This is a genomic window from Bacillus sp. FMQ74, assembly GCF_001875785.1.
Lineage (GTDB): Bacteria > Bacillota > Bacilli > Bacillales > Bacillaceae > Bacillus > Bacillus stercoris.
In genome coordinates, this window is the sequence record NZ_MOEO01000005.1 from 327,071 (window position 1) to 345,666 (window position 18,596).

Annotated in this window: 19 protein-coding genes and 4 pseudogenes; 9 read left to right on the top strand and 14 right to left on the bottom strand. The window is 40.8% G+C overall.

All coding sequences use genetic code 11. The features are described 5' to 3' along the window. Positions 1–13: 13 nt before the first annotated feature. The 8 genes and pseudogenes from BLL41_RS12655 to BLL41_RS12690 all read right to left on the bottom strand — a co-directional run. Positions 14–658 carry a helix-turn-helix domain-containing protein gene (locus tag BLL41_RS12655; protein WP_071578091.1) on the bottom strand — a complete coding sequence of 215 codons (645 nt, stop codon included), beginning with the start codon at positions 656–658 and terminating at the stop codon, positions 14–16. Positions 659–1,126: 468 nt separating this feature from the next. Further along, positions 1,127–1,366, bottom strand: a complete 240-nt coding sequence (locus BLL41_RS12660; RefSeq protein ID WP_003230411.1) for a YqkC family protein — start codon at positions 1,364–1,366, stop codon at positions 1,127–1,129. Between the two features lie 12 nt (positions 1,367–1,378). Beyond that, complete coding sequence (locus tag BLL41_RS12665) at positions 1,379–1,702, bottom strand: iron-sulfur cluster biosynthesis family protein (RefSeq protein ID WP_014664499.1); 324 nt, start codon at positions 1,700–1,702, stop codon at positions 1,379–1,381. Then, positions 1,699–2,730, bottom strand: a complete 1,032-nt coding sequence (locus BLL41_RS12670; protein ID WP_071578092.1) for a GNAT family N-acetyltransferase — start codon at positions 2,728–2,730, stop codon at positions 1,699–1,701. Before BLL41_RS12670 ends, BLL41_RS12665 begins: the two co-directional genes overlap by 4 nt. Continuing rightward, entirely contained in the window at positions 2,723–3,067 is a 345-nt protein-coding gene (locus BLL41_RS12675; RefSeq protein ID WP_071578093.1) for an antibiotic biosynthesis monooxygenase family protein, read from the bottom strand. The genes BLL41_RS12670 and BLL41_RS12675 overlap by 8 nt, the downstream gene beginning before the upstream one ends. A 9-nt stretch (positions 3,068–3,076) precedes the next feature. Next, positions 3,077–3,547, bottom strand: coding sequence for a GNAT family N-acetyltransferase (locus tag BLL41_RS12680; RefSeq protein WP_071578094.1), 471 nt, complete (start codon positions 3,545–3,547; stop codon positions 3,077–3,079). A 184-nt stretch (positions 3,548–3,731) separates the two neighbouring features. Next, entirely contained in the window at positions 3,732–4,043 is a 312-nt protein-coding gene (locus BLL41_RS12685; protein WP_071578095.1) for a YolD-like family protein, read from the bottom strand. Then, positions 4,040–4,838: pseudogene (locus BLL41_RS12690) on the bottom strand (DinB/UmuC family translesion DNA polymerase); the annotation flags it as partial. The pseudogene BLL41_RS12690 and the gene BLL41_RS12685, both read right to left, overlap by 4 nt. Before the next feature lie 416 nt (positions 4,839–5,254). Here BLL41_RS12690 and BLL41_RS12695 point away from each other — a divergent pair. Genes BLL41_RS12695 through BLL41_RS12705 form a run of 3 tightly spaced genes read left to right on the top strand, consistent with a single transcriptional unit; the run spans position 5,255 to position 7,264 of the window. Beyond that, the gene (locus tag BLL41_RS12695; protein WP_071578096.1) at positions 5,255–5,659 is read left to right on the top strand and encodes an alpha-helical endospore appendage domain-containing protein; all 405 of its coding nucleotides are present in this window, start codon (positions 5,255–5,257) and stop codon (positions 5,657–5,659) included. A gap of 35 nt (positions 5,660–5,694) precedes the next feature. Continuing rightward, on the top strand, positions 5,695–6,156 hold the full coding sequence (locus BLL41_RS12700) for a hypothetical protein (protein WP_071578097.1): 462 nt from the start codon (positions 5,695–5,697) through the stop codon (positions 6,154–6,156). Next, positions 6,149–7,264: a glycosyltransferase family 2 protein gene (locus BLL41_RS12705; RefSeq protein ID WP_071578098.1), complete on the top strand. Its 1,116-nt coding sequence runs from the start codon at positions 6,149–6,151 to the stop codon at positions 7,262–7,264. Before BLL41_RS12700 ends, BLL41_RS12705 begins: the two co-directional genes overlap by 8 nt. Before the next feature lie 15 nt (positions 7,265–7,279). Here the strand turns inward: BLL41_RS12705 and BLL41_RS23240 are convergent, their stop codons facing one another. Then, positions 7,280–9,289 carry a BclA C-terminal domain-containing protein gene (locus BLL41_RS23240; RefSeq protein WP_071578099.1) on the bottom strand — a complete coding sequence of 670 codons (2,010 nt, stop codon included), beginning with the start codon at positions 9,287–9,289 and terminating at the stop codon, positions 7,280–7,282. Positions 9,290–9,967: 678 nt separating this feature from the next. Between BLL41_RS23240 and BLL41_RS12715 the strand changes: the two genes are divergently transcribed. The 4 genes and pseudogenes from BLL41_RS12715 (at position 9,968) to BLL41_RS12730 (ending at position 13,805) form a co-directional block, all read left to right on the top strand. Continuing rightward, positions 9,968–11,344: a glycosyltransferase gene (locus BLL41_RS12715; RefSeq protein ID WP_071578100.1), complete on the top strand. Its 1,377-nt coding sequence runs from the start codon at positions 9,968–9,970 to the stop codon at positions 11,342–11,344. Then, positions 11,341–12,446 (top strand): annotated as a pseudogene (locus BLL41_RS12720) (tetratricopeptide repeat-containing glycosyltransferase family 2 protein). Before BLL41_RS12715 ends, BLL41_RS12720 begins: the two are co-directional and overlap by 4 nt. A 94-nt stretch (positions 12,447–12,540) precedes the next feature. Continuing rightward, positions 12,541–13,140 (top strand): annotated as a pseudogene (locus BLL41_RS12725) (class I SAM-dependent methyltransferase); the annotation flags it as partial. Beyond that, positions 13,137–13,805: a glycosyltransferase family protein gene (locus BLL41_RS12730; protein ID WP_071578102.1), complete on the top strand. Its 669-nt coding sequence runs from the start codon at positions 13,137–13,139 to the stop codon at positions 13,803–13,805. The pseudogene BLL41_RS12725 and the gene BLL41_RS12730, both read left to right, overlap by 4 nt. A 45-nt stretch (positions 13,806–13,850) precedes the next feature. Here BLL41_RS12730 and BLL41_RS23310 read toward each other — a convergent pair whose 3' ends face one another. Beyond that, positions 13,851–14,684, bottom strand: a complete 834-nt coding sequence (locus BLL41_RS23310; protein ID WP_371261915.1) for a hypothetical protein — start codon at positions 14,682–14,684, stop codon at positions 13,851–13,853. Next, positions 14,662–15,105 (bottom strand): ATP-dependent nuclease, encoded by a 444-nt coding sequence (locus BLL41_RS23315; RefSeq protein ID WP_141770203.1) that lies wholly within the window; start codon positions 15,103–15,105, stop codon positions 14,662–14,664. Before BLL41_RS23315 ends, BLL41_RS23310 begins: the two co-directional genes overlap by 23 nt. A gap of 199 nt (positions 15,106–15,304) precedes the next feature. On the opposite strand from BLL41_RS23315, the gene BLL41_RS12745 reads away from it, so the two are divergent. Both BLL41_RS12745 and BLL41_RS12750 read left to right on the top strand, forming a co-directional pair. Continuing rightward, positions 15,305–16,537 carry a DNA polymerase IV gene (locus BLL41_RS12745; RefSeq protein WP_071578105.1) on the top strand — a complete coding sequence of 411 codons (1,233 nt, stop codon included), beginning with the start codon at positions 15,305–15,307 and terminating at the stop codon, positions 16,535–16,537. A 14-nt stretch (positions 16,538–16,551) separates the two neighbouring features. Next, positions 16,552–16,893, top strand: a complete 342-nt coding sequence (locus tag BLL41_RS12750; protein ID WP_071578106.1) for a YolD-like family protein — start codon at positions 16,552–16,554, stop codon at positions 16,891–16,893. Positions 16,894–16,933: 40 nt separating this feature from the next. On the opposite strand, the gene BLL41_RS12755 is transcribed toward BLL41_RS12750, so the two are convergent. The 3 genes and pseudogenes from BLL41_RS12755 to BLL41_RS23095 all read right to left on the bottom strand — a co-directional run. Further along, the gene (locus tag BLL41_RS12755; RefSeq protein ID WP_071578107.1) at positions 16,934–17,413 is read right to left on the bottom strand and encodes a DUF6262 family protein; all 480 of its coding nucleotides are present in this window, start codon (positions 17,411–17,413) and stop codon (positions 16,934–16,936) included. 49 nt (positions 17,414–17,462) lie between these two features. Then, positions 17,463–18,413, bottom strand: coding sequence for a tyrosine-type recombinase/integrase (locus BLL41_RS23090; RefSeq protein ID WP_371261917.1), 951 nt, complete (start codon positions 18,411–18,413; stop codon positions 17,463–17,465). Then, positions 18,397–18,596, bottom strand: a pseudogene (locus tag BLL41_RS23095) (site-specific integrase); the annotation flags it as partial. The gene BLL41_RS23090 and the pseudogene BLL41_RS23095, both read right to left, overlap by 17 nt.

The window sequence follows — 18,596 nt, forward strand, 5'->3', positions numbered from 1 at the left end:
TTAACATGCTCCATTATGATTTAGGTGACAATTGGTTGAAGACGAGTTGAATCGCTGCGGCGTCATCGATATAGCCAATCGGAAAAATATAATCCGGTATAACATCAACAGGAGCAATGAAATACAGCAAAGCACCGCCTATCAGCAGCATTTCACGCGGCGTCCCGCGACCCGTAGTAAATCTGAAATACATGTCTTGCAAACGGGTCAGGAAAGGACCGATGCCGCTGACTTTCTCGACTTTATGTTCAAACTCGTCCTGAATCGTACGCTTCCCTTCCTCTGTCTGAGAATATTGCTGGTACTCAGTCAATTTGCTTTTCAGCTCTTCCATCGTAAAAGACCGGTCATAGACATTTGAGGTTTGCAAAACGTCTTCAATTTCGTCAATTGATGAGTGAATATCTGGACGGTCGTTGTCCTGCTTCTTCTCCATTGTATAACCTGCAGCCGTTATCAGCTCATCAAAAGAAACGCCAAGACTGTCTGAAAACCTTTGTAAATGGTTCAGGTTTGCTTTTCTTTTGCCATTGATGATTCTCGAAATGGTCGCTTTATCAATTTGTGTGCGTTCGCTCAATTCCCTTAATGATAAAGACCTTTTTCGTAAATGCTCTTTCAGCAGCGCTCCTAGCTGATTTTTCTTTTGTTCCTCCACAATCCTGTTCTCCTTTCACACGAAAAACTTATCAATCTATCAGCCTAAAGACTAAGACGGTATAATGATATAGAAGTGTTGTCATAATGTCAACGAATAACCATAACAGCTCGTGACACCTAGTGTTTCCTACTATGAAGTTGTTGACAATTAAACAAAAAAAGAGTGAGCTAGAACTCTCACTCCTTCCTCTATAACGTCAAAACCCTCTTAGTTTTTTACGACACTCCAATGATTTTTCTTCTTTTGGCAGAGTGCCCATGAACATATGGATGTGGCTTTGCACGCTGTTACTTCGATAATCTCGACAACTTTTCTTTCACAACTCCTACGGCAGATATTTTGGTTGGCTAAACAAACATCGCTAGCACCACGCTGGAAGCTACTCGGAACCTTAGACCTAGCCCGGGGTTTTCTGTCCATAATAAAAAAGCGAAAGGCCTCTTCGGGATCTTTCGCTTTTCCATTTCACAAAACGTCGGTAATGCCATCCATATTTTCTCTAATCCATTCAATCGCAAGATCTATCGTTGTAAACTCCTGCGTCTCGAAGGTCATTTCATCCTGCAATAGCCAGACATCTTTCTTGATGGACTCTGCTCCTCCAATTGACCAGTGAAGCAAGGTATAGGGATGGTTTTGATTCAGGAAGGATACCCACGTTTTATTTTGTGCTGTGTTCTTCATTGCTTTCAGCTTTTGTTCCACGTTTCGCGTCTCCTACTTTACTAATATGCTCATTCTGGGGCTGAGCATTTCAGCCGGGCTTTTCAGCGCCAATGTTTTGGCTTTTTCATTGTAATCGATCGTCATTTGATCGTCAAAAAACACTTTTTGCGACGATTGGATATACAGCGGAATACCGTTCGTTTCCAGCTGCTCGCACTGTCCCGTTAATTCTTCTGTCAGCCAGATTGTCGGTACACCGCTTACCGCGCAGCCGCATCCTTCTGCATCGTAACGAAGCTGGGCTTTTTTTCCCGGGTTGGCGTCGAACGCCTGCTGCAGTGCCTGTTTCGCTGCATCTGTCACATGTATGTTCATAAGGTGAAACCCCCGTTTTCATCATTTTCGCTATTGTAGCATACAACACTGCCATTCGCATGGTTTCTGCCTTTTTTCCACCGCTTCGCATTTTCTTCTGCAGTCTTGATCCATTCATCTTTCCCTTGCATGTATTGTTTGATGCTATCGGGATGCTGGGCCGCCAGCCGTTTTTTGAGAACGGCATATTCTTTCGCTATGTTCGGATGAGCTCTGAGATAATCTCTGAATAACAGATGCCTTTCAATAGCAGGGTTTCCCTGTTCGTACAGATGGACATGATGGGTTCGTTTATTTCCGCCCTTTTGGAAATAACGCCTGCCCGCTATGCCGTTCTCACCTTTTGGTATATAGCCGATAGCCTTCATTTGTTCATCAAATTGGCTCACGGCCTCAATGCTTCTGACTTCAATTAACATATCAATGATTGGCTTCGCTGCCATGTTCGGTATCGATGTGCTTCCGATATGATGAACGGCGATCATCTCCGGCCCGAACACCCGCTTCAGCCGTTCTTTTTCTTCATCGAAACCTTCCGTCCATTTTTTGTTGTAGGGAACGACCTCAACTTTTCTTTTCGGATACAAATAAAAGACCGACAGCAATAGACCCTGCGCTGCTTTGACGGTTTCTGCTTTTTGGAATCCGGCCTGTGTATAGAGCGACACGGCCGGGATATTTTTCTCGGCTGTGACTACTTCGATTTTCTCAGCGTCTTCGTTCTGATCAATGACAAATTGCAGAAGTGCTCGTCCAATTCCTTTTCTAAAACCGTCAGGATGCACAACAAGCCTGCAAATGGTGAGATGATGCATGTTTTTCTCATATGAAATGACACCGATCAGCTTGCCGTTTTTCCGATATCCCGTAAACTGTTCATGAGATGCTTGAATATCCTTCACCTTCTCTTGTAAAGCGGGAATGCCGTCAAAACCGATAATCTCTGTTTCCTTTATGTAGGCGGGGATCTGTACGGCTATAATCTCACGCGCTATAGTGTCTTCCTTGTGCTGAAGAAATTCAATCATTCGTGTTCTCCTGAAACAGCCGCTGTCTTTCGACTTTTGCGACGCGGACTGCATACGACTCGTACCAAACACTTTTTCCTTTTTCTTTTGCCGCTTGATGCTCAGTGTGATGCTTCCAAAGGTTAATTGCGTCCATACTGTCCCAATAGGAAACTGTGATGCCCCTTCCATCCGCTTCACGAATGCTTTCCACGCCTAAAAATCCAGGCTGATCCGCCGCAAGCGATTCCATCCGCTCTGCTGCTTCTCCATATCCTGTGTCATTTTCGCTTTTGACAGAAGAAAAAATGACGGCATAGTAAGGAGGCTCAGGTGTTTTTGATAAAAAATCCATCATATTTCCCCCTCATATGTTTTTGACAAACAGTACCCTGTCTTGGCCCGGGCCATCATAGTTTGCAAACACTGAGATGCCATTTACCGTCTTGGTGCCCTTTTCAATATCAAACCCCAATTTTGTGTGATATGCGATTGATACCTTATTCACTGGTGAAGTCACGCACTTCACCCGGGTGCAGCCTCTTTGTTTTACTATTTCGATAAATACATCGTACAATTGTTTTCCAATTTGCATTTTTCTGAAATCTGGATGCACACCTGAAAAATGAATGTACGCCGTTTCAGGATCCGTTTGCGATTGAAATCCGATTAAAAATCCCGTCATGCTGTTATGTTCGGATGTAATAAAGCTTGTGTCCTGAAAATGCTCAAAAAATAGTCTCGGCAATTTTTCTTTCAGCTGTCTGCCGCCCCACCATTCATTCAGTACAGACGTTACCATTTCATAATCTGAAGACGTGATTGTTCGAATATCCATTACGATTTGATCTCCCTCCGTCTGGCAAAACGAATGTCAGCTCTTTTTCTCACAATATAAAAATTATATTTTGCCTGACTGGAATTGTAAATGCCTTCTTTCCTGTATCATACGTTTCCAGACTGCCGAGGGAACAATGTTTGATCATTTTACACATTTCTCCCCCAAGGGAGGAGGAGAGACTTTACAGCACAATATCAATCACTTGATCGAGTTTCAGCTTATAAAGCTGATCATCGTCTCCTTTTATCCATACTGCTTTTTCAAACTCTTCATACCGGCAGATTTTCCCGGTGCAGCTGACAGTAATATCCTGAGCAAACTCCATCGCGGTGCAAAGCGTTTGATTCATCTCTTCCAGCTTATCGGAATCAAGGATCGGCTTTTGCAGCTTCTGTTTATGCCGCTTTCTCTCCAGCAGGCTTTGCTTATGTTCCGGCAGAAACATCCTGCTTCCTTCCCACAGCAGGTTGCCCCTTTTTAAATGGTCGTTCATTTATAGTGCCCCCCTATTTTAGCCGCACGTTCAAATGCCTGGCCTGCCGCTGTCAGTGACGCCGCCCTGATGATTGCTGTATCGCCGAATCGATTTTTAATGCCGTCCATCACATAGCCTAGGCTCATTTTCTTTGCATAATCCTGAAATAAATTGAGCTGCCATATGTCATCAGGTGAGAGCTGAGACAGATTGACACCGAGGCGACGGACGGGTTTTCCGTCCCAAAATGCAAGAAACAGCCGGCATACAGCCTCATATACATCCTGCGTAGAATTAGTCGGTTCCGCCAGCTTCACTTGCCGATTGAAGCCCGTCGGCCAATCAAAATCAGCACCCCGGCAGCTCACTGACACCGTCTGCCCCATTACCCCGGCGTCTCGGCTTCGCCTGCACACTTCTTCACTCAGCTCCAGCAATACGACCTTGATTTCTTTGTCAAAGTGTTCGTAGTCTCTCGGGAGAGTCATTCCATGACCGATCGCCTTTTGCCCGTCCAGAGACGAAGTTGACACAGGAGAATAGTCGATTCCGTTTGCCGTCATCCACAGCACGTGGCCGTTAATGCCCCATTTCTTTTTTAAAAGATCCTTTCGTTAAGGTAAAAATACCGTTCTTATTCTTTTTGGCAAAATTGTCACACGCAATTTTGGCCAGCGCTTTGTTAGGGCCGATTCCAACCCGCGCATAAACGCCGACCTCCCGCATGATTCTGCCCTGAATGCTTATCGCGATCTCCATCGGCGTCCCAAACAGCTTCTGGCTGCCTGTAATGTCCATGAACTGTTCGTCGATTCTGTTGTCAATTAATTTAAACCATTTGTAAACCATAACATATATTTCGATTAATCAGAAATATGGTTTTTTTTTTGTAGAATTAGTATCATATAAACAAATGTTTTAGGAGGAACAACCTTAGTTGTTCTTCTTCTCTTAACTGTGGTTGCTCAGAAGCTTTGATGGTCTCTGTTGATAGTTTTAAGAACCAAAAAAGAACCTGTTACAGTTCATGTAAAGCCAATTCATAATACTCAAAGTAAAAGTCTAAAAATGTTATTTATATTATGTTGACAGGGACTAAATCTTACGTTTATCACGCAGGCTCAATTTTTCTTTATATACAAACATAAGTAATGATTATGATCCGAAAAGAATATGGATGATACATAAGCGTATTTTAATGACATATAAAGAGAAGTGAGGGAGAAATCATGTCTCTTCCAAACATCCCGAACATTACCCCTGACATTTCACTTACAAGATGTGAAGCGTTGAACCTCTTGCTTTCTTCTGTCGCCATGGAGGAAATTGGACTTTCTCATATTCTTCAGGCAGAAGCTAAAAAAATAAATACATATCTCTCCATGTCAGAAAATCCTCCTTTTCAGGAATTATTAGAGTTGAATAAAAGTTCAGAACGGCTTTTACGTACTGTAATGAAGTCCCAGATTTTACTCCAAACAAAATTAGAGGATATTATATACCTTCAAGAAACTCAATTATGTCAGGACCCCGCCTCTGAGGAACCAAACGATTCCACTGATCCATGTAACTGTTTATTTTATGGGCAAATTGGGTGCTGTGAATGTGAAGACTGCAAATGTAAAGATGATTGACATTTTCATTTTAAAAAGTAAGGCAGGTATTTCAAATGTGGCAAACGGACATAAGAAATGCACAAAGAACAACCTTAGAAGCGATGCACTGTCTGACAGCTGCCTTGATCCATCTTTTAAAAACCACTGTTCACCAACGAGAGAATACCAACTATCAAGAAGAACTGCGTTTATTTTCAGTATTATGCAGTATGCAAGCAAACATGGGCCAGAACCTTTTATTTATTATTGATGGCACAGAAAAGACTTTGTTTCAAATGCACATAGATAAGTTTAAAAACATGATTCATCAAACAAATCAGTTTTTTGAGGGGGCTCCGAAAGAGTTTAAACTGCACCCTCTAACAGAGCATTCAATGAGGCAAATTAAAATGTGGAGAGATGACAAGAACACAGCTGCAACTTCAGATCACGTGATTAGTAAAATGAGTGGATTTCCCTCCCCGCCATGGTTTAATCAACAGTTTACAAACGAAAAAGGTGAGATTAATGAATGAAAAGCCTGCGCTAACCTTATGTATGATTGTTAAGAATGAAGAGAGACATATTGCACGATGTTTGGCCAGTGTACAGGATATAGCAGACGAAATCATCGTAGTGGATACAGGATCAGACGACAAGACGATAACAATTTGTGAAAGTTTCAATGCAAAGGTGTATAAGCACCAATGGGAAAATGATTTTGCAAAGGCAAGAAATGATAGCTTGAAGTATGCTTCCGGGGATTGGATTTTGATTTTAGATGCTGATGAAGAACTAGATCAAGATACAGGCAGCCTCTTGCGATCATTATTACATGACGAGCTGCCTTCACGCGGCTTATTAAAAATCATCAACTATTCCGGACAAAAGTTAGACGAAAACGAAGCTTTTGAAATGATGCAGACAAGGTTATTGCGCAATCATAAGGGATTTGTATTTAAAGGGAAAATCCACGAAACAATTGAAGCCGAAAAAGACAGCACTGCTTATTTTTCTCTTCCATGTATCATTCATCACTATGGATATTTAGAACATGAAGAACATTTCAAACAAAAGCATAAAAGAAATATCAAGATTTTAAATGAAGAACTTTCTTGTGAAGCTACTAACCCATGGCTTATTTATCATTTGGCAAGTGAATGCTACAGAGTAAAAGAATATGAAAAAGCGCTCCATCTCTTAAACGGTTCAATATACAAATTCTTAAGTGAACAACGTATGCCCCCTTCTATTTTATATTTTTTAAAATATACAATTCTGATTGAACTTAAACGATTTGATGAAGCCTATATGGGAATTGAAAAAGCATTGCAGCTTTATCCCGATTACTGCAATCTGCATTATTATAAAGGAGTTATTTTATTTCAATTAAACAAGTTTAGAGCAGCAATAAAAGCATTCGAAACGGGAACCGAAACGCATAATCAAAATGCTGAGTACCTTATCCTAAGAGGAGTCCAGGATTTTAGAGCATTTTATTACATAGGGGCATGTCACGCAAAATTAAATCATGAGATGACAGCAATCTCTTTTCTAAAAAAAGCGCTCAAAATTAATCCTCAGTTTAAACCGGCACAAACTCTCCTTTCAGAATTAAAAAAGGATCAGCAAACAAACGGCTGATCCTTTTTCTATCCATCAGGATAAACGAATAATGCTTAAAGCTGCACCGGCACTTCCTCCAAGCAAAGTTGCAGCACCTAACAAACCGAATAGCTGAAGCTGTATTGTACTTCCTGACGCAAGAGTGACGATAAACGAGTTGTTAAAGTTGGATAAGGAAACTGCAGGTGTAATGACTGAACTTGTATAAGCTGAACCGTTTATTAAAATCCTTGAACTTACAAGAAGTCCAGCTGTCAAATTTATTTGATATGAAATATAATATCTCCCCGCTGGTGCCACAGTAAAAACAGTATTAGCTGGATTTACAGTAATGTCAGCTGAAAGATTCTGATCATTAGGGAGAGGTATTGTTGTGCCGCCTAAAACAACAGCAATTACACCGCCAGATGTATTACTTGCAAAACCCGAAGTAGCTGTAAGGCTGGTACCTGTGATACCTGTTGCTCCCGTCGCTCCAGTTACCCCTGTTGGACCAGTAACTCCCGTTGCTCCGGTTACACCCGTTGGGCCGATATCTCCTGTTGCCCCGGTTATCCCTGTTGCTCCGGTGTCTCCTGTCGCTCCAGTTATTCCTGTTGGGCCAGTAACTCCCGTTGCTCCGGTTACACCCGTTGGGCCGATATCTCCTGTTGCACCGGTTATCCCTGTTGCTCCGGTGTCTCCTGTCGCTCCAGTTATTCCTGTTGGGCCAGTAACTCCCGTCGCTCCAGTTATCCCTGTTGGGCCGATATCTCCTGTTGCCCCGGTTACACCTGTTGGGCCGGTATCTCCTGTTGCACCGGTTATCCCTGTTGCTCCGGTGTCTCCTGTCGCTCCAGTTATTCCTGTTGGGCCAGTAACTCCCGTTGCTCCGGTTACACCCGTTGGGCCGATATCTCCTGTTGCACCGGTTACACCTGTTGGGCCGGTATCTCCTGTTGCACCGGTTATCCCTGTTGCCCCGGTGTCTCCTGTCGCTCCAGTTATCCCTGTTGGGCCAGTAACTCCCGTCGCTCCAGTTATCCCTGTTGGGCCGGTATCTCCTGTTGCCCCGGTTACACCTGTTCCCCCGGCCGCTGCTAATAGGGTAAAGTCCGGAGAGGTGCCAGGTATTCCGCTAGGGCTATTAGTAGTTACGACATAGGAGCTGCCATTAAACGTTACGGGCTGGCCTGCTGTGTAGTTAGGAGCTGCCAATGGATCAAATGGCACTATCCCCTGTAATCCAGCACCTGTTGCTCCCGTTGGCCCTGTAGGCCCAACTCCCGCCAATAATGTGTAATCCGGCGAAGTTCCCGGAATCCCACTTGGCCCGTCAGTATTGACCACGTAAGATGAACCCTCATACAGTACAACTTGCCCTACTGTATAAAATGGAGCTGCTGCGGGATCAAATGTAACTATCCCTTGCAGACCTGCTCCAGTTGCACCTGTTGCTCCTGTAGGTCCTGTCGGGCCAGCCGCGGCTAATAATGTATAATCTGCAGAGGAATCTGGCAGCCCGGTTGGGGGAGAAGTGTTGACTACGTATGAGCTTCCGTTGTAGAGTACAACCTGCCCAGTCGGATAAGTTGGAGCAATCAGCGGGTTGAAAACCACAATGCCTTGCAATCCTGCTCCAGTAACACCAGTTGGTCCGGTTGGACCAGCAACACCTGTTGCTCCTGTAGGTCCTATAGGGCCAGCTGGTCCTGTGGGGCCACCGGCTGGTCCGGTAGCACCAGTTGGTCCAGTGGGTCCAGCTAATGTAGGAATACTTGCAATACTGTCTAATTTCGAACCGAGAAGGAGTTCTTGTTTCATTAGGCTATCGAGTGTACTTCGAACACTTTCATTCATATTAAAAATATCAGCTATAGTTGAAGGCGGGCCCGTTACCCCAGGAAGTGTCCCGAGAGCGTATTGTATTTTCTCTCCTTCAGCATTTATGATATGAGCCATTCCCAGCTCTTCCATAGCAATCGATGAAAGCAAAAGATTGATAGCATCATCTCTTGAGAGGGTGACGAGTGGAGTAATATTTGGCAAATTAGGCTGTGACAAAACGTACCTCCTTAAACAAGGAACAGCTCACACTTAAGGGTTTTATCGTGTAGCCGTACCTTTAGTATTTATAAAATTAAGTGAATATGTAATATGTTTATTCAGCATCGCTGTCCTTGTTTCTGATTTAATCATCCAAAAATTAGTTATCCAAAAAAATATTAGAGTTCATGTTTTCATCATTCAAAAATGCAGGAAATCTTTTCATTAATAAGTAAGGGATCACTTTGCCAATGCATTAATATTATATTCTTCAACCACTAACTTCATCACCAGACATGGAGAGTTATGACAATTGAAATAGATCTGTCTGTAACCCCTCTTTAGATTCTTTTATTGTAAAGTTAAACTTTATTACTTCTCTATTCATTTTTTCTGGAGCATTGATCATCATGGAGTGTGTACCGTATCCTTCTGCGCTGAATCTTATCCATTTGTACTCTCCAATTGCATCAACAATCATATGCTTGAATCAGGATTCGCAGCTTTTGCTGACATCCCCAGTTAGATTTAGAGTCGGAACTTGTAATAATGAGGGATAATATCCAAACAGTCCTGAGTATGCCTGTTTTGATTTACTAGCTAAGCCACATTCACCTTTTTTCAGGAAGGAATCATTCCGTCTCAACATTACGATATACATATAGTATCCGAATGATATGGCGAAGGGCGGAGGTTATGGTGAAAACGAGTATTATTGTTCTGACTTATAATCAATTAGCTTTAACAAAACAATGCTTGGAGAGCATATGGAAGCATACGAATAATGACTGTATAGAAGTAATTGTTATAGATAACGGCTCTCATGACGGTACACGTGACTACCTCAAACAGATAACTTCAATTAAGGCGATTTTTAATAAAACGAACGAAGGCTTCGCAAAAGCCTGTAATCAGGGTCTTGAAGTTGCCTCAGGGGACAATATTCTTTTTTTAAACAATGATACTGTTGTAACAAATCAATGGCTGGAGCCAATGATCAAGCTGCTTTATCAGGATGATAAAATCGGCATGGTCGGGCCTGTAAGCAATTATGTCAGCGGTCCGCAGCAAGTTCCCGTTAACTACACAAACGTTGAAGAAATTGAAGATTTTTCTCGTCTTTACTGTTTGCAGCAGCGAGGCAGATCAAAAGCTGTATTGAGGCTGGTCGGATTTTGCCTGCTTGTCAAAAAGAAGGTGTTGGATGAAGTCGGCGGTTTTGATGAACGTTTTGTAGGCGGTTCATTTGAGGATGATGATTTAAGCCTCCGCGTACTGCAAGCGGGGTATCAGCTAAAAATCGCTCTTGATTCGTTTGTCCACCATCACGGTCATGCCACGTTTACAGGCAATCCAGATTTAAGCATCAGTCAATTATATGAAGAAAACCGGCAACGCTTCAATGATAAATGGAAGGTGGATGTAACAACATTCTTTGACTCCCAGCCCCAGCTGACAGCACTTGTGCCAGCGGAAGCCGACTCTATCTTACATATCGGTTGCGGCACGGGAGCTGCGGGTACAGAGCTTTTGAACCGGCAATCCTGTTTATTGTATGGAATTGAAGAGGATGAGTTATTACAGACCATTGCAAGCCCCTATTACGAACAAGTCATTTCGGCAGATGTGGAAACATGCGACCTCCCTTACCCTGAGTCCTTTTTCGATGTCATTTTGATCGGAGACCTTTTAAACTGCTCGAAAAATCCCAGACATACAATTGAGACTCTTGCCGTTTATCTAAAGCCTTCTGGCTCGCTGATTTGCAGCATCCCAAATACTTCCTATGCAGATACATTTTTCTCTTTATTATGTGGTGCATCGACGTACACACATTTCATCACACCTCGCAACGTAAATACCCTATTTCCTGAATATCTTTATGACATAAAATCCATCACCTCCCATTCCTCCGATACTGAATCAAACATACAGCTCTTTTTACAAGAACTTCAATTCCTTGCCGGGCAATTTGGTTTGTCTTTGGATCACTTGTCAAAACATGCCCATATTGATTACATGTTTGTCCATGCCATAAAGAAAAAACAGAATAAAACGGAGGTGGCGATGTGATTTCAATCAGTTTATGCATGATTGTAAAAAATGAAGAGGCTGTTATTGGCCGATGCTTAGATTCTGTGCAGGAGATAGCTGATGAGATCAATATTGTGGATACCGGGTCAGTTGACAAGACGAAAGACATTGCTGCTCGCTATACAGACCGAATCTTTGATTTTAAATGGATTGACGATTTTGCGGCAGCCCGAAATTTTTCGTTTCAGCAGGCGACATCCGACTATATCTTATGGCTTGACGCCGACGACGTGTTTACCAAGAAGGATCAAGAGCTGTTATTGGATTTAAAAAGAACGCTTGACCCGGATATAGACGCGGTCTCAATGAAATACCATTTGGCTTTTGATGAAGAAAATAACGTCACATCCAGCTTAAGGAGATACCGGCTCGTAAAACGGGAAAAGAGCTTTAAATGGATCGGCGCGGTTCATGAATATCTAGAAGTATATGGGAAACTTCACCACAGTGATGTAGCGGTTTCTCACCTGCCACTTAGCCATGACGGAGATCGCAACCTCCGAATTTATGAAAAAATGGCCTCGTCAGGAAAGGATTTTTCTCCAAGAGATTTATTTTACTATGCGAACGAGTTGTGTGATCACGGAAAAATGGAGCAAGCGATTGAGTACTATTTACGTTTTTTACAAACGAAGCAGGGATGGGTCGAGGATAATATCAGAGCGTGCAATAAATTAGCAGACTGCTATCATTCATTGGGGCTGAAGGAAAAAGAATTAAGCTGGGTGCTCCACACGCTCGTCTATGGACCGCCTAGAGCAGAAACCTGCTGCAGGCTGGGATACTCTTTTTTAGAAAAAAACGATTTTCAAAGTGCGGTCTATTGGTATGAAAAAGCAATAGAAAACAAAGGAGCAGAAAACCTGGCTTTTCAAAACCGCGCCTGCGCGACCTGGCTTCCCCACCTGCAATTAGCCGTCTGCTACGATAAACTCGGCCAGCATCAGCTTGCCTATCAGCATAATGAATCGGCATTACAATACCGTCCCCATGATTCAAGAATGCTAGCCAACAAAAAATATTTTGAAGATATTCTAAGATGCAGACCGGCTCCGGGGGTGAACATCATGGAAATCAATAAAAATTCACTTGCTGATTCTATGAAAGAGTATGAGCTAAAAGATAAAGAGTATTACAAAGGCATCAACTGGCAGCTATTTGATCTGATAGAACCGCATGCGAAAACCATTCTTGAAGTCGGATGTGCTGAAGGCTTGTTTGGCGCAGCTGTGAAGGAAAAAACGAATTGCTCCTATTATGGGATCGAGTCTTATCCACCAGCTGCCGAAAAAGCAACACATTATATTGACGAAGTAATAACGGGAGACATTGAAACACTGAAGCTGCCTTTTCAAAAAAACACATTTGATCACATTATCTTCGGTGATGTTCTGGAGCACTTAATAGACCCGTGGGCAGTTTTAGGTAACATCAAGCCTTACGTAAAAGAAACAGGGAGCATCTTGGCAAGCATCCCGAATATCGGACATATCTCGATTTTCGAAAGTCTGCTGTCCGGCAAATGGACGTATATACAGGCCGGGCTGCTTGATAAAACACACTTCCGTTTTTTCACCTTGGAGGAAATGAAAAAGATGTTTCATGAAACAGGCTACAAGATCAGCCAAATCGAGCCTATTGTTTTTACGACTCATTATTATGAAAAAATGATCAGCAAACTTGCTTATGTCAGATCATGCATGGGAATTCACCATGCAGATCTTGAGGAGGAGGCCAGAGCCTATCAATATGTCATAAAGGCAGAGAAAAGATGAATCAGCATACAAACGAAAATTCAATTAGCTTCATTACATGTGTGAATGACGATACCCTTTATGATCTCTGTCTAAGACATATTCAGTCTCTTTCTGTACCGCCGCATATGAAGGTAGAATTAATCAATATCCGAGACGCAGACAGTATGGCGTCCGGCTACCAGGCGGCAATGGAGGACTCTGACTCAAAATATAAAGTGTATTTACATCAGGACACATTTATCATCAATCGTTCCTTTATTTATGATATTCTCCATGTCTTTCAGCAGAATGATCAGCTTGGCATGATAGGCGTCATAGGAGGTGAAGAAGTGCCGCAAAGCGGGATTTGGTGGGAGGCTTCTAAAAAAGCCGGAAAAGTCATTGAATACCGCAGTACGTACAGCTATTTATCATTTGATGAAATTGATGAAACTGTGAAAACAGTTCAAGCATTAGACGGTTTATTGCTGGCGACTCAGTATGATGTTCCATGGCGAAAAGAGATTTTTGACGGGTGGCATTTATACGATACTTCTCAATGCTTTGAGTTTAGAAAAAAAGGATATGCAGTCGGCATCCCTCATCAGAAAGAGCCATGGGTTTTACATGCATGCGGCAATGAGTTTGATTCTGACCAGTATTCTTATTATCTTGAAAGGTTTATTGATGAATATTTACCTTAACAGTTAGAAAACGCATAAGGACCTAAGTCCTTATGCGTTTTGTGTTTATACATACCTCACGCCATTTGCTGCTCGAGTATTTGCGTAAACTGTTGTTACATTTGACTGTGCTGTAATAATGACACTAACAGTATATACGTTGTTACCCGTACTAGTTGCAGTATCAACGTAAGTCGTAGAAATTACAAAGCTTTGTGCCCCTGCACCTGTTCCCGATCTATAGAAAGGAACTTCTGTTAGCAATGTTCCGTTTCTTCTTAGTCTAGTAGAACCACTAATCGTATAATTCGCTGTAGTGTTAGCAATAACATCTGCTGATAAGTCAATCTTTACTCTTTGACCACTTGTTATAGGAACTGTAAATGTGAGTATTGTTACTTCTGAATTCAATGGAGGATATAATTGCAGCTGTGTTGCCGTTTGGTCAAAGAAAATTTGTGAGGTTGGACCGGTATCTCCGGTTGGGCCTGTTGATCCTGTTGATCCCGTTGCTCCAGTTGCACCAGTTGGCCCTGTAGCTCCAGTTGCTCCTGTTTCTCCGGTAGCGCCAGTTACCCCAGTTGCTCCAGCAGACTCTATTAAAGAAACATCATCAATTAGAACAGATCCAAAAGTAGTTTTACTTATTACCCCTACTGCGTTTACTGCTTCAGCGGGGATTTTAATTGTTCTATATATTTCATTCCATGTATTAAATGAGACATTTGGCAAATTTCCGGCAGCAATGATAATTTCCTGTCCGCCTTCAATCTCTTCCCCTTCACTGTTAACAAATAAAATTTGTATAGTTACTTGAGGACTTGGGTACTCAATCCCAAACTTAGCTAACATGTTAAAATCAAATGCATCAGTTGTTTCAATTTCCCCTCCATAAATCACCCATTCGTACTCGTGTAATGGAAGTTGGAATTTCACTAATGGACTTAGACTTTTTTGGAAGTTTAGCAGAAATATTTGATTTAGGCCTAAATTTATAAGTGAGCTTTGCTTCTTCTGGATTTCTAGTTAACCACTTACTAGTCACAGCTAGTTCATCTTCTGTCTTAATGCCTCTCAGTGTTATTTCTATTTTAACCTCTGGCCATTTATCCTTAATGATTAAGCCACTCCAAAAATCTTCTTGCTGCAAAGTCTTTTTAGCTAATGAATAGTTTCTATTAAAAACTAAATTGAGGCTCTCTAAGAAATTTGATTTTCCAACATTATTTTCGCCTATTATTATGGACAATCCTTCATTTAAGCTTATTTTAAAATCATTAAAGCTCCTATAATTTTGAATATGAACTTGATATATATACATACTTTCCTCCCTGTTTATTGTCATCACATATTTGTTTTGCTCCTTTATCATTATAATCGACATATTTTCTAAACTTCCATTTTTTTAAAAATTTGTATACTCCTTATCATTTATAACCATTGAACGCTTTATTTACCAGTATAAATTCAGTAGCATTTCGGTTAAAATATAAACAGAACAAACGTTCGGGAGTGGTTTTATGACTGAAAGAAACATTCTTCTTGTCGATATGGAGTCATTCTACGCTTCTGTAGAAAAATCAACAGCACCTCACCTAAGAAATCAGCCTGTTATCGTATCAGGGGATCCCGAAAGACGCAGCGGTATTGTGCTAGCTGCTTGTCCCATAGCTAAACAATTTGGTGTAAAAAATGCTGAACAGCTCTGGGAGGCACAAATAAAATGTCCAAATGCAGTTATCTTGCGTCCTCACATGCAACAATACATTAATGTCTCTGTTATGATTACTGAATTACTTGAGCAGTATACAGACTTAGTTGAACCGTTTTCAATCGACGAACAATTCCTTGATATAACTGGAAGCACTAAACTATTTGGTGCTCCTGAAGTTATCGCAAAAAAAATACAATCCTCTATTAGGAGTAAAACAGGCATTTATGCCCGTGTTGGAATAGGTCCAAATAAAGTATTGGCCAAAATGGCGTGTGATCATTTTGCTAAAAAAAATACATCAGGTATCTATGAACTGAATTTCTCAAATTTAAAGCAAGATTTATGGCCATTACCTGTTGGTAAGCTGTTTGGTGTGGGAAAACGGATGGAAAAACATTTAAACAGAATGGGAATCAGCACAATTGGAGGATTAGCAGTTCATCCCATAACACTTCTGAAAAAACGTTGGGGAATCAATGGAGAACTTTTGCAAAGAACCGCCAATGGAATAGACCCTTCCCCTGTAACAGTAAACACACATGACCAACAAAAGGCGATTGGACATAATATGACCCTCCCTTATGACTACAGTACCTTTGAAGATATTCAGGTTATTTTACTTGAACTAAGTGAAGAGGTGGCCCGCAGAGCTCGTTTTAAGCACTACATTGGACATACAGTATCTGTAAGCATTCGTGGAGCTGATTTTAATTTTATCTCAGGATTTCATCGGCAAAAAAAGCTAGATTCTCCTACCCATTTCGGAATGGACATTTTTAATGCAGCCGTAGAATTATTTCAGCAACATTGGGATGGCCAACCTGTCCGGAGCATCGGAATTACCCTTTCTCAATTACAGTCAGATCGCTATTATCAACTTAACTTGTTTGAACTTCATCAAAAAAAAGAAAACTTGAGTAAAGTATTTGATGAAATTCACACAAAGTACGGTCCTGCTTCTTTACTTCATGCCTCTTCTTTAACAAAGGCCGGCCAAGCGAACCATCGTGCCGAAAAAATAGGAGGACATTACAAATAATCGAGGTGATATTTATGAATCCCAATAAGTTAACACCAGGCCATAACCTCATGTGGGAATCAAGCCGTATGATGCTACCTGAACATCGAGAGTTATTACTAGATAAAAGACGGAAAGAAAGAGAATTTCGCCAAAGCAAGCTTAGTGACGACCAATTAGATGAAATCAATCGTATCATTTTACAATCTATAAACGAGGATCGCGCTATCACGATCACGTATGCTTCAACTTATGAGAAAAAACATTTTTGGGGATGGGTGACACAAGTTAAGCAACATCAATTAAAAATCATAAACGATGAAGATGCAATAACAATACCCTATCAACAAATTATTTCAGTTGAACTCTCTTATTAGAAGCCGACTATCTCAAAATAGTCGGCTTCTTTGAACCATGTTATAAATCAAGCTGATCATCATATTCAAGACCATGCAAGTGTAATTTTCTAGTTAACATCAGATTATGATGCAATAATCTTTGATGCCGAACTTTCAACTCTCCATAGTCTTGCGCATGTGCCTTGGAACGATTCTTTTCATTTTTGTATGCTTCTTCAAGTCGATGAATTTTAGTTTCTTTTTTTTGTAATTCAGCTTTTAAACAAGCAATTTTTTTTTCAAGTTTATCTTCCTCAGTAAGGTCATTTTTTTTAGAAATCTTTATATTCTCACCGTGCCAATTTTTATCCCAAAGAGAACGCAAATGTGGTTTATAGAGCACTGTGCGGCTTAATTGGGTTAACTCCGAGAGTTTTTTTGCAGTAATTCGAGAATTTGGTCCTTCTAAATCACGAAAATACTGAATTGCCCAATTGACTTTTTCAATACTTTCGTTTCTCTTTCTCTGCTGCAACATTAAGATTCCCTCATTAGGCATACGAAAAATCACTCCCAATTATATGATTCCAAATCCTTTTTAGCTTTATTTAAGACCAACTTTTCCTTATAATGAGCAACCCCATTTTCGCATATGGAAATAATCCTTTCGAGATAACTAGGTTGCGAACAGCATTTTCAAAATGGGCTGCACGCCTAGAATCTCCTGAAGTTCTATTAATAAATTTCTCCCAGTAAGCATATTCGGCCCTATAATCAGATAGATATTCAATTTTTGGTACAAACCAATCACACGCATAACATTCAAAATGCACTGAGGTACCTTGAGGATTACAGCCTGAAATATCACTGCAAATACCGACACCTTTTTTCCCATTAGCCTCCCACGTTAAATAACGCCTAGGATCTTTAGATAATTGGTGAGTTGTCCTTTCATCTAAATTTAGAATTTTCCCTTTGAATTCCACAGCACTTTGATGGGGTTTACTCAATTGGGAAATTCCTAAATGAATTTTCTTGTGCTTTTCAACCAGCTGATGAGTATAGAATTTTGTCATGGATTCATTTTTATGTCCGGTTAGGCGGCGAACTTGTTCAATTGTATATCCAACGGTATATAACCTCTCAGTTACAGCGCTATGCCGGAAATGATGAGTGGTGGGGATTATTAATTGATTATGTTTGTTTCTTATGTTCTTAATTAAACCCATTTGTTTCAACAAATCATTTATTTTTGGCCCTGTCCAATTATATAGTTGATTAGTAAATTTTTGATTAAAACGAAAGTTTAATCCGTTGTCATCATAAAAATTCCATCTTCTAATAAGAAAAAGATAGTCGTGTTTTTGCTTTTGACCGATTGGATATTTAGAAAGATTTAAGTTAGTTTGTTCTTGAAGTTTTTTAATGAGGTCAATTACGTATTTTCCGTGGCCTTGATATACTACAGGGATTGATTTAATTACAGGCTTACCATAGCCTCCACTTTGTTTAAAAGTGGGAATTTGAATAACATATTCACTATTAACTCTTAAGACAATCCCTTTTCATAGATAATACTTCCGTAATGCGATTTGGGAAGGAACGAATAAGCCAATACAATGTTCGAAATTCTAATGGTATATTTAATTGTTCATCTTTCAGAAGAGTATCCCAGATTTTAAGATCCTCAGAACTAATTAAATTTTCTTTTTTATATCTACTTTGCTTAAAAGGATTTATTC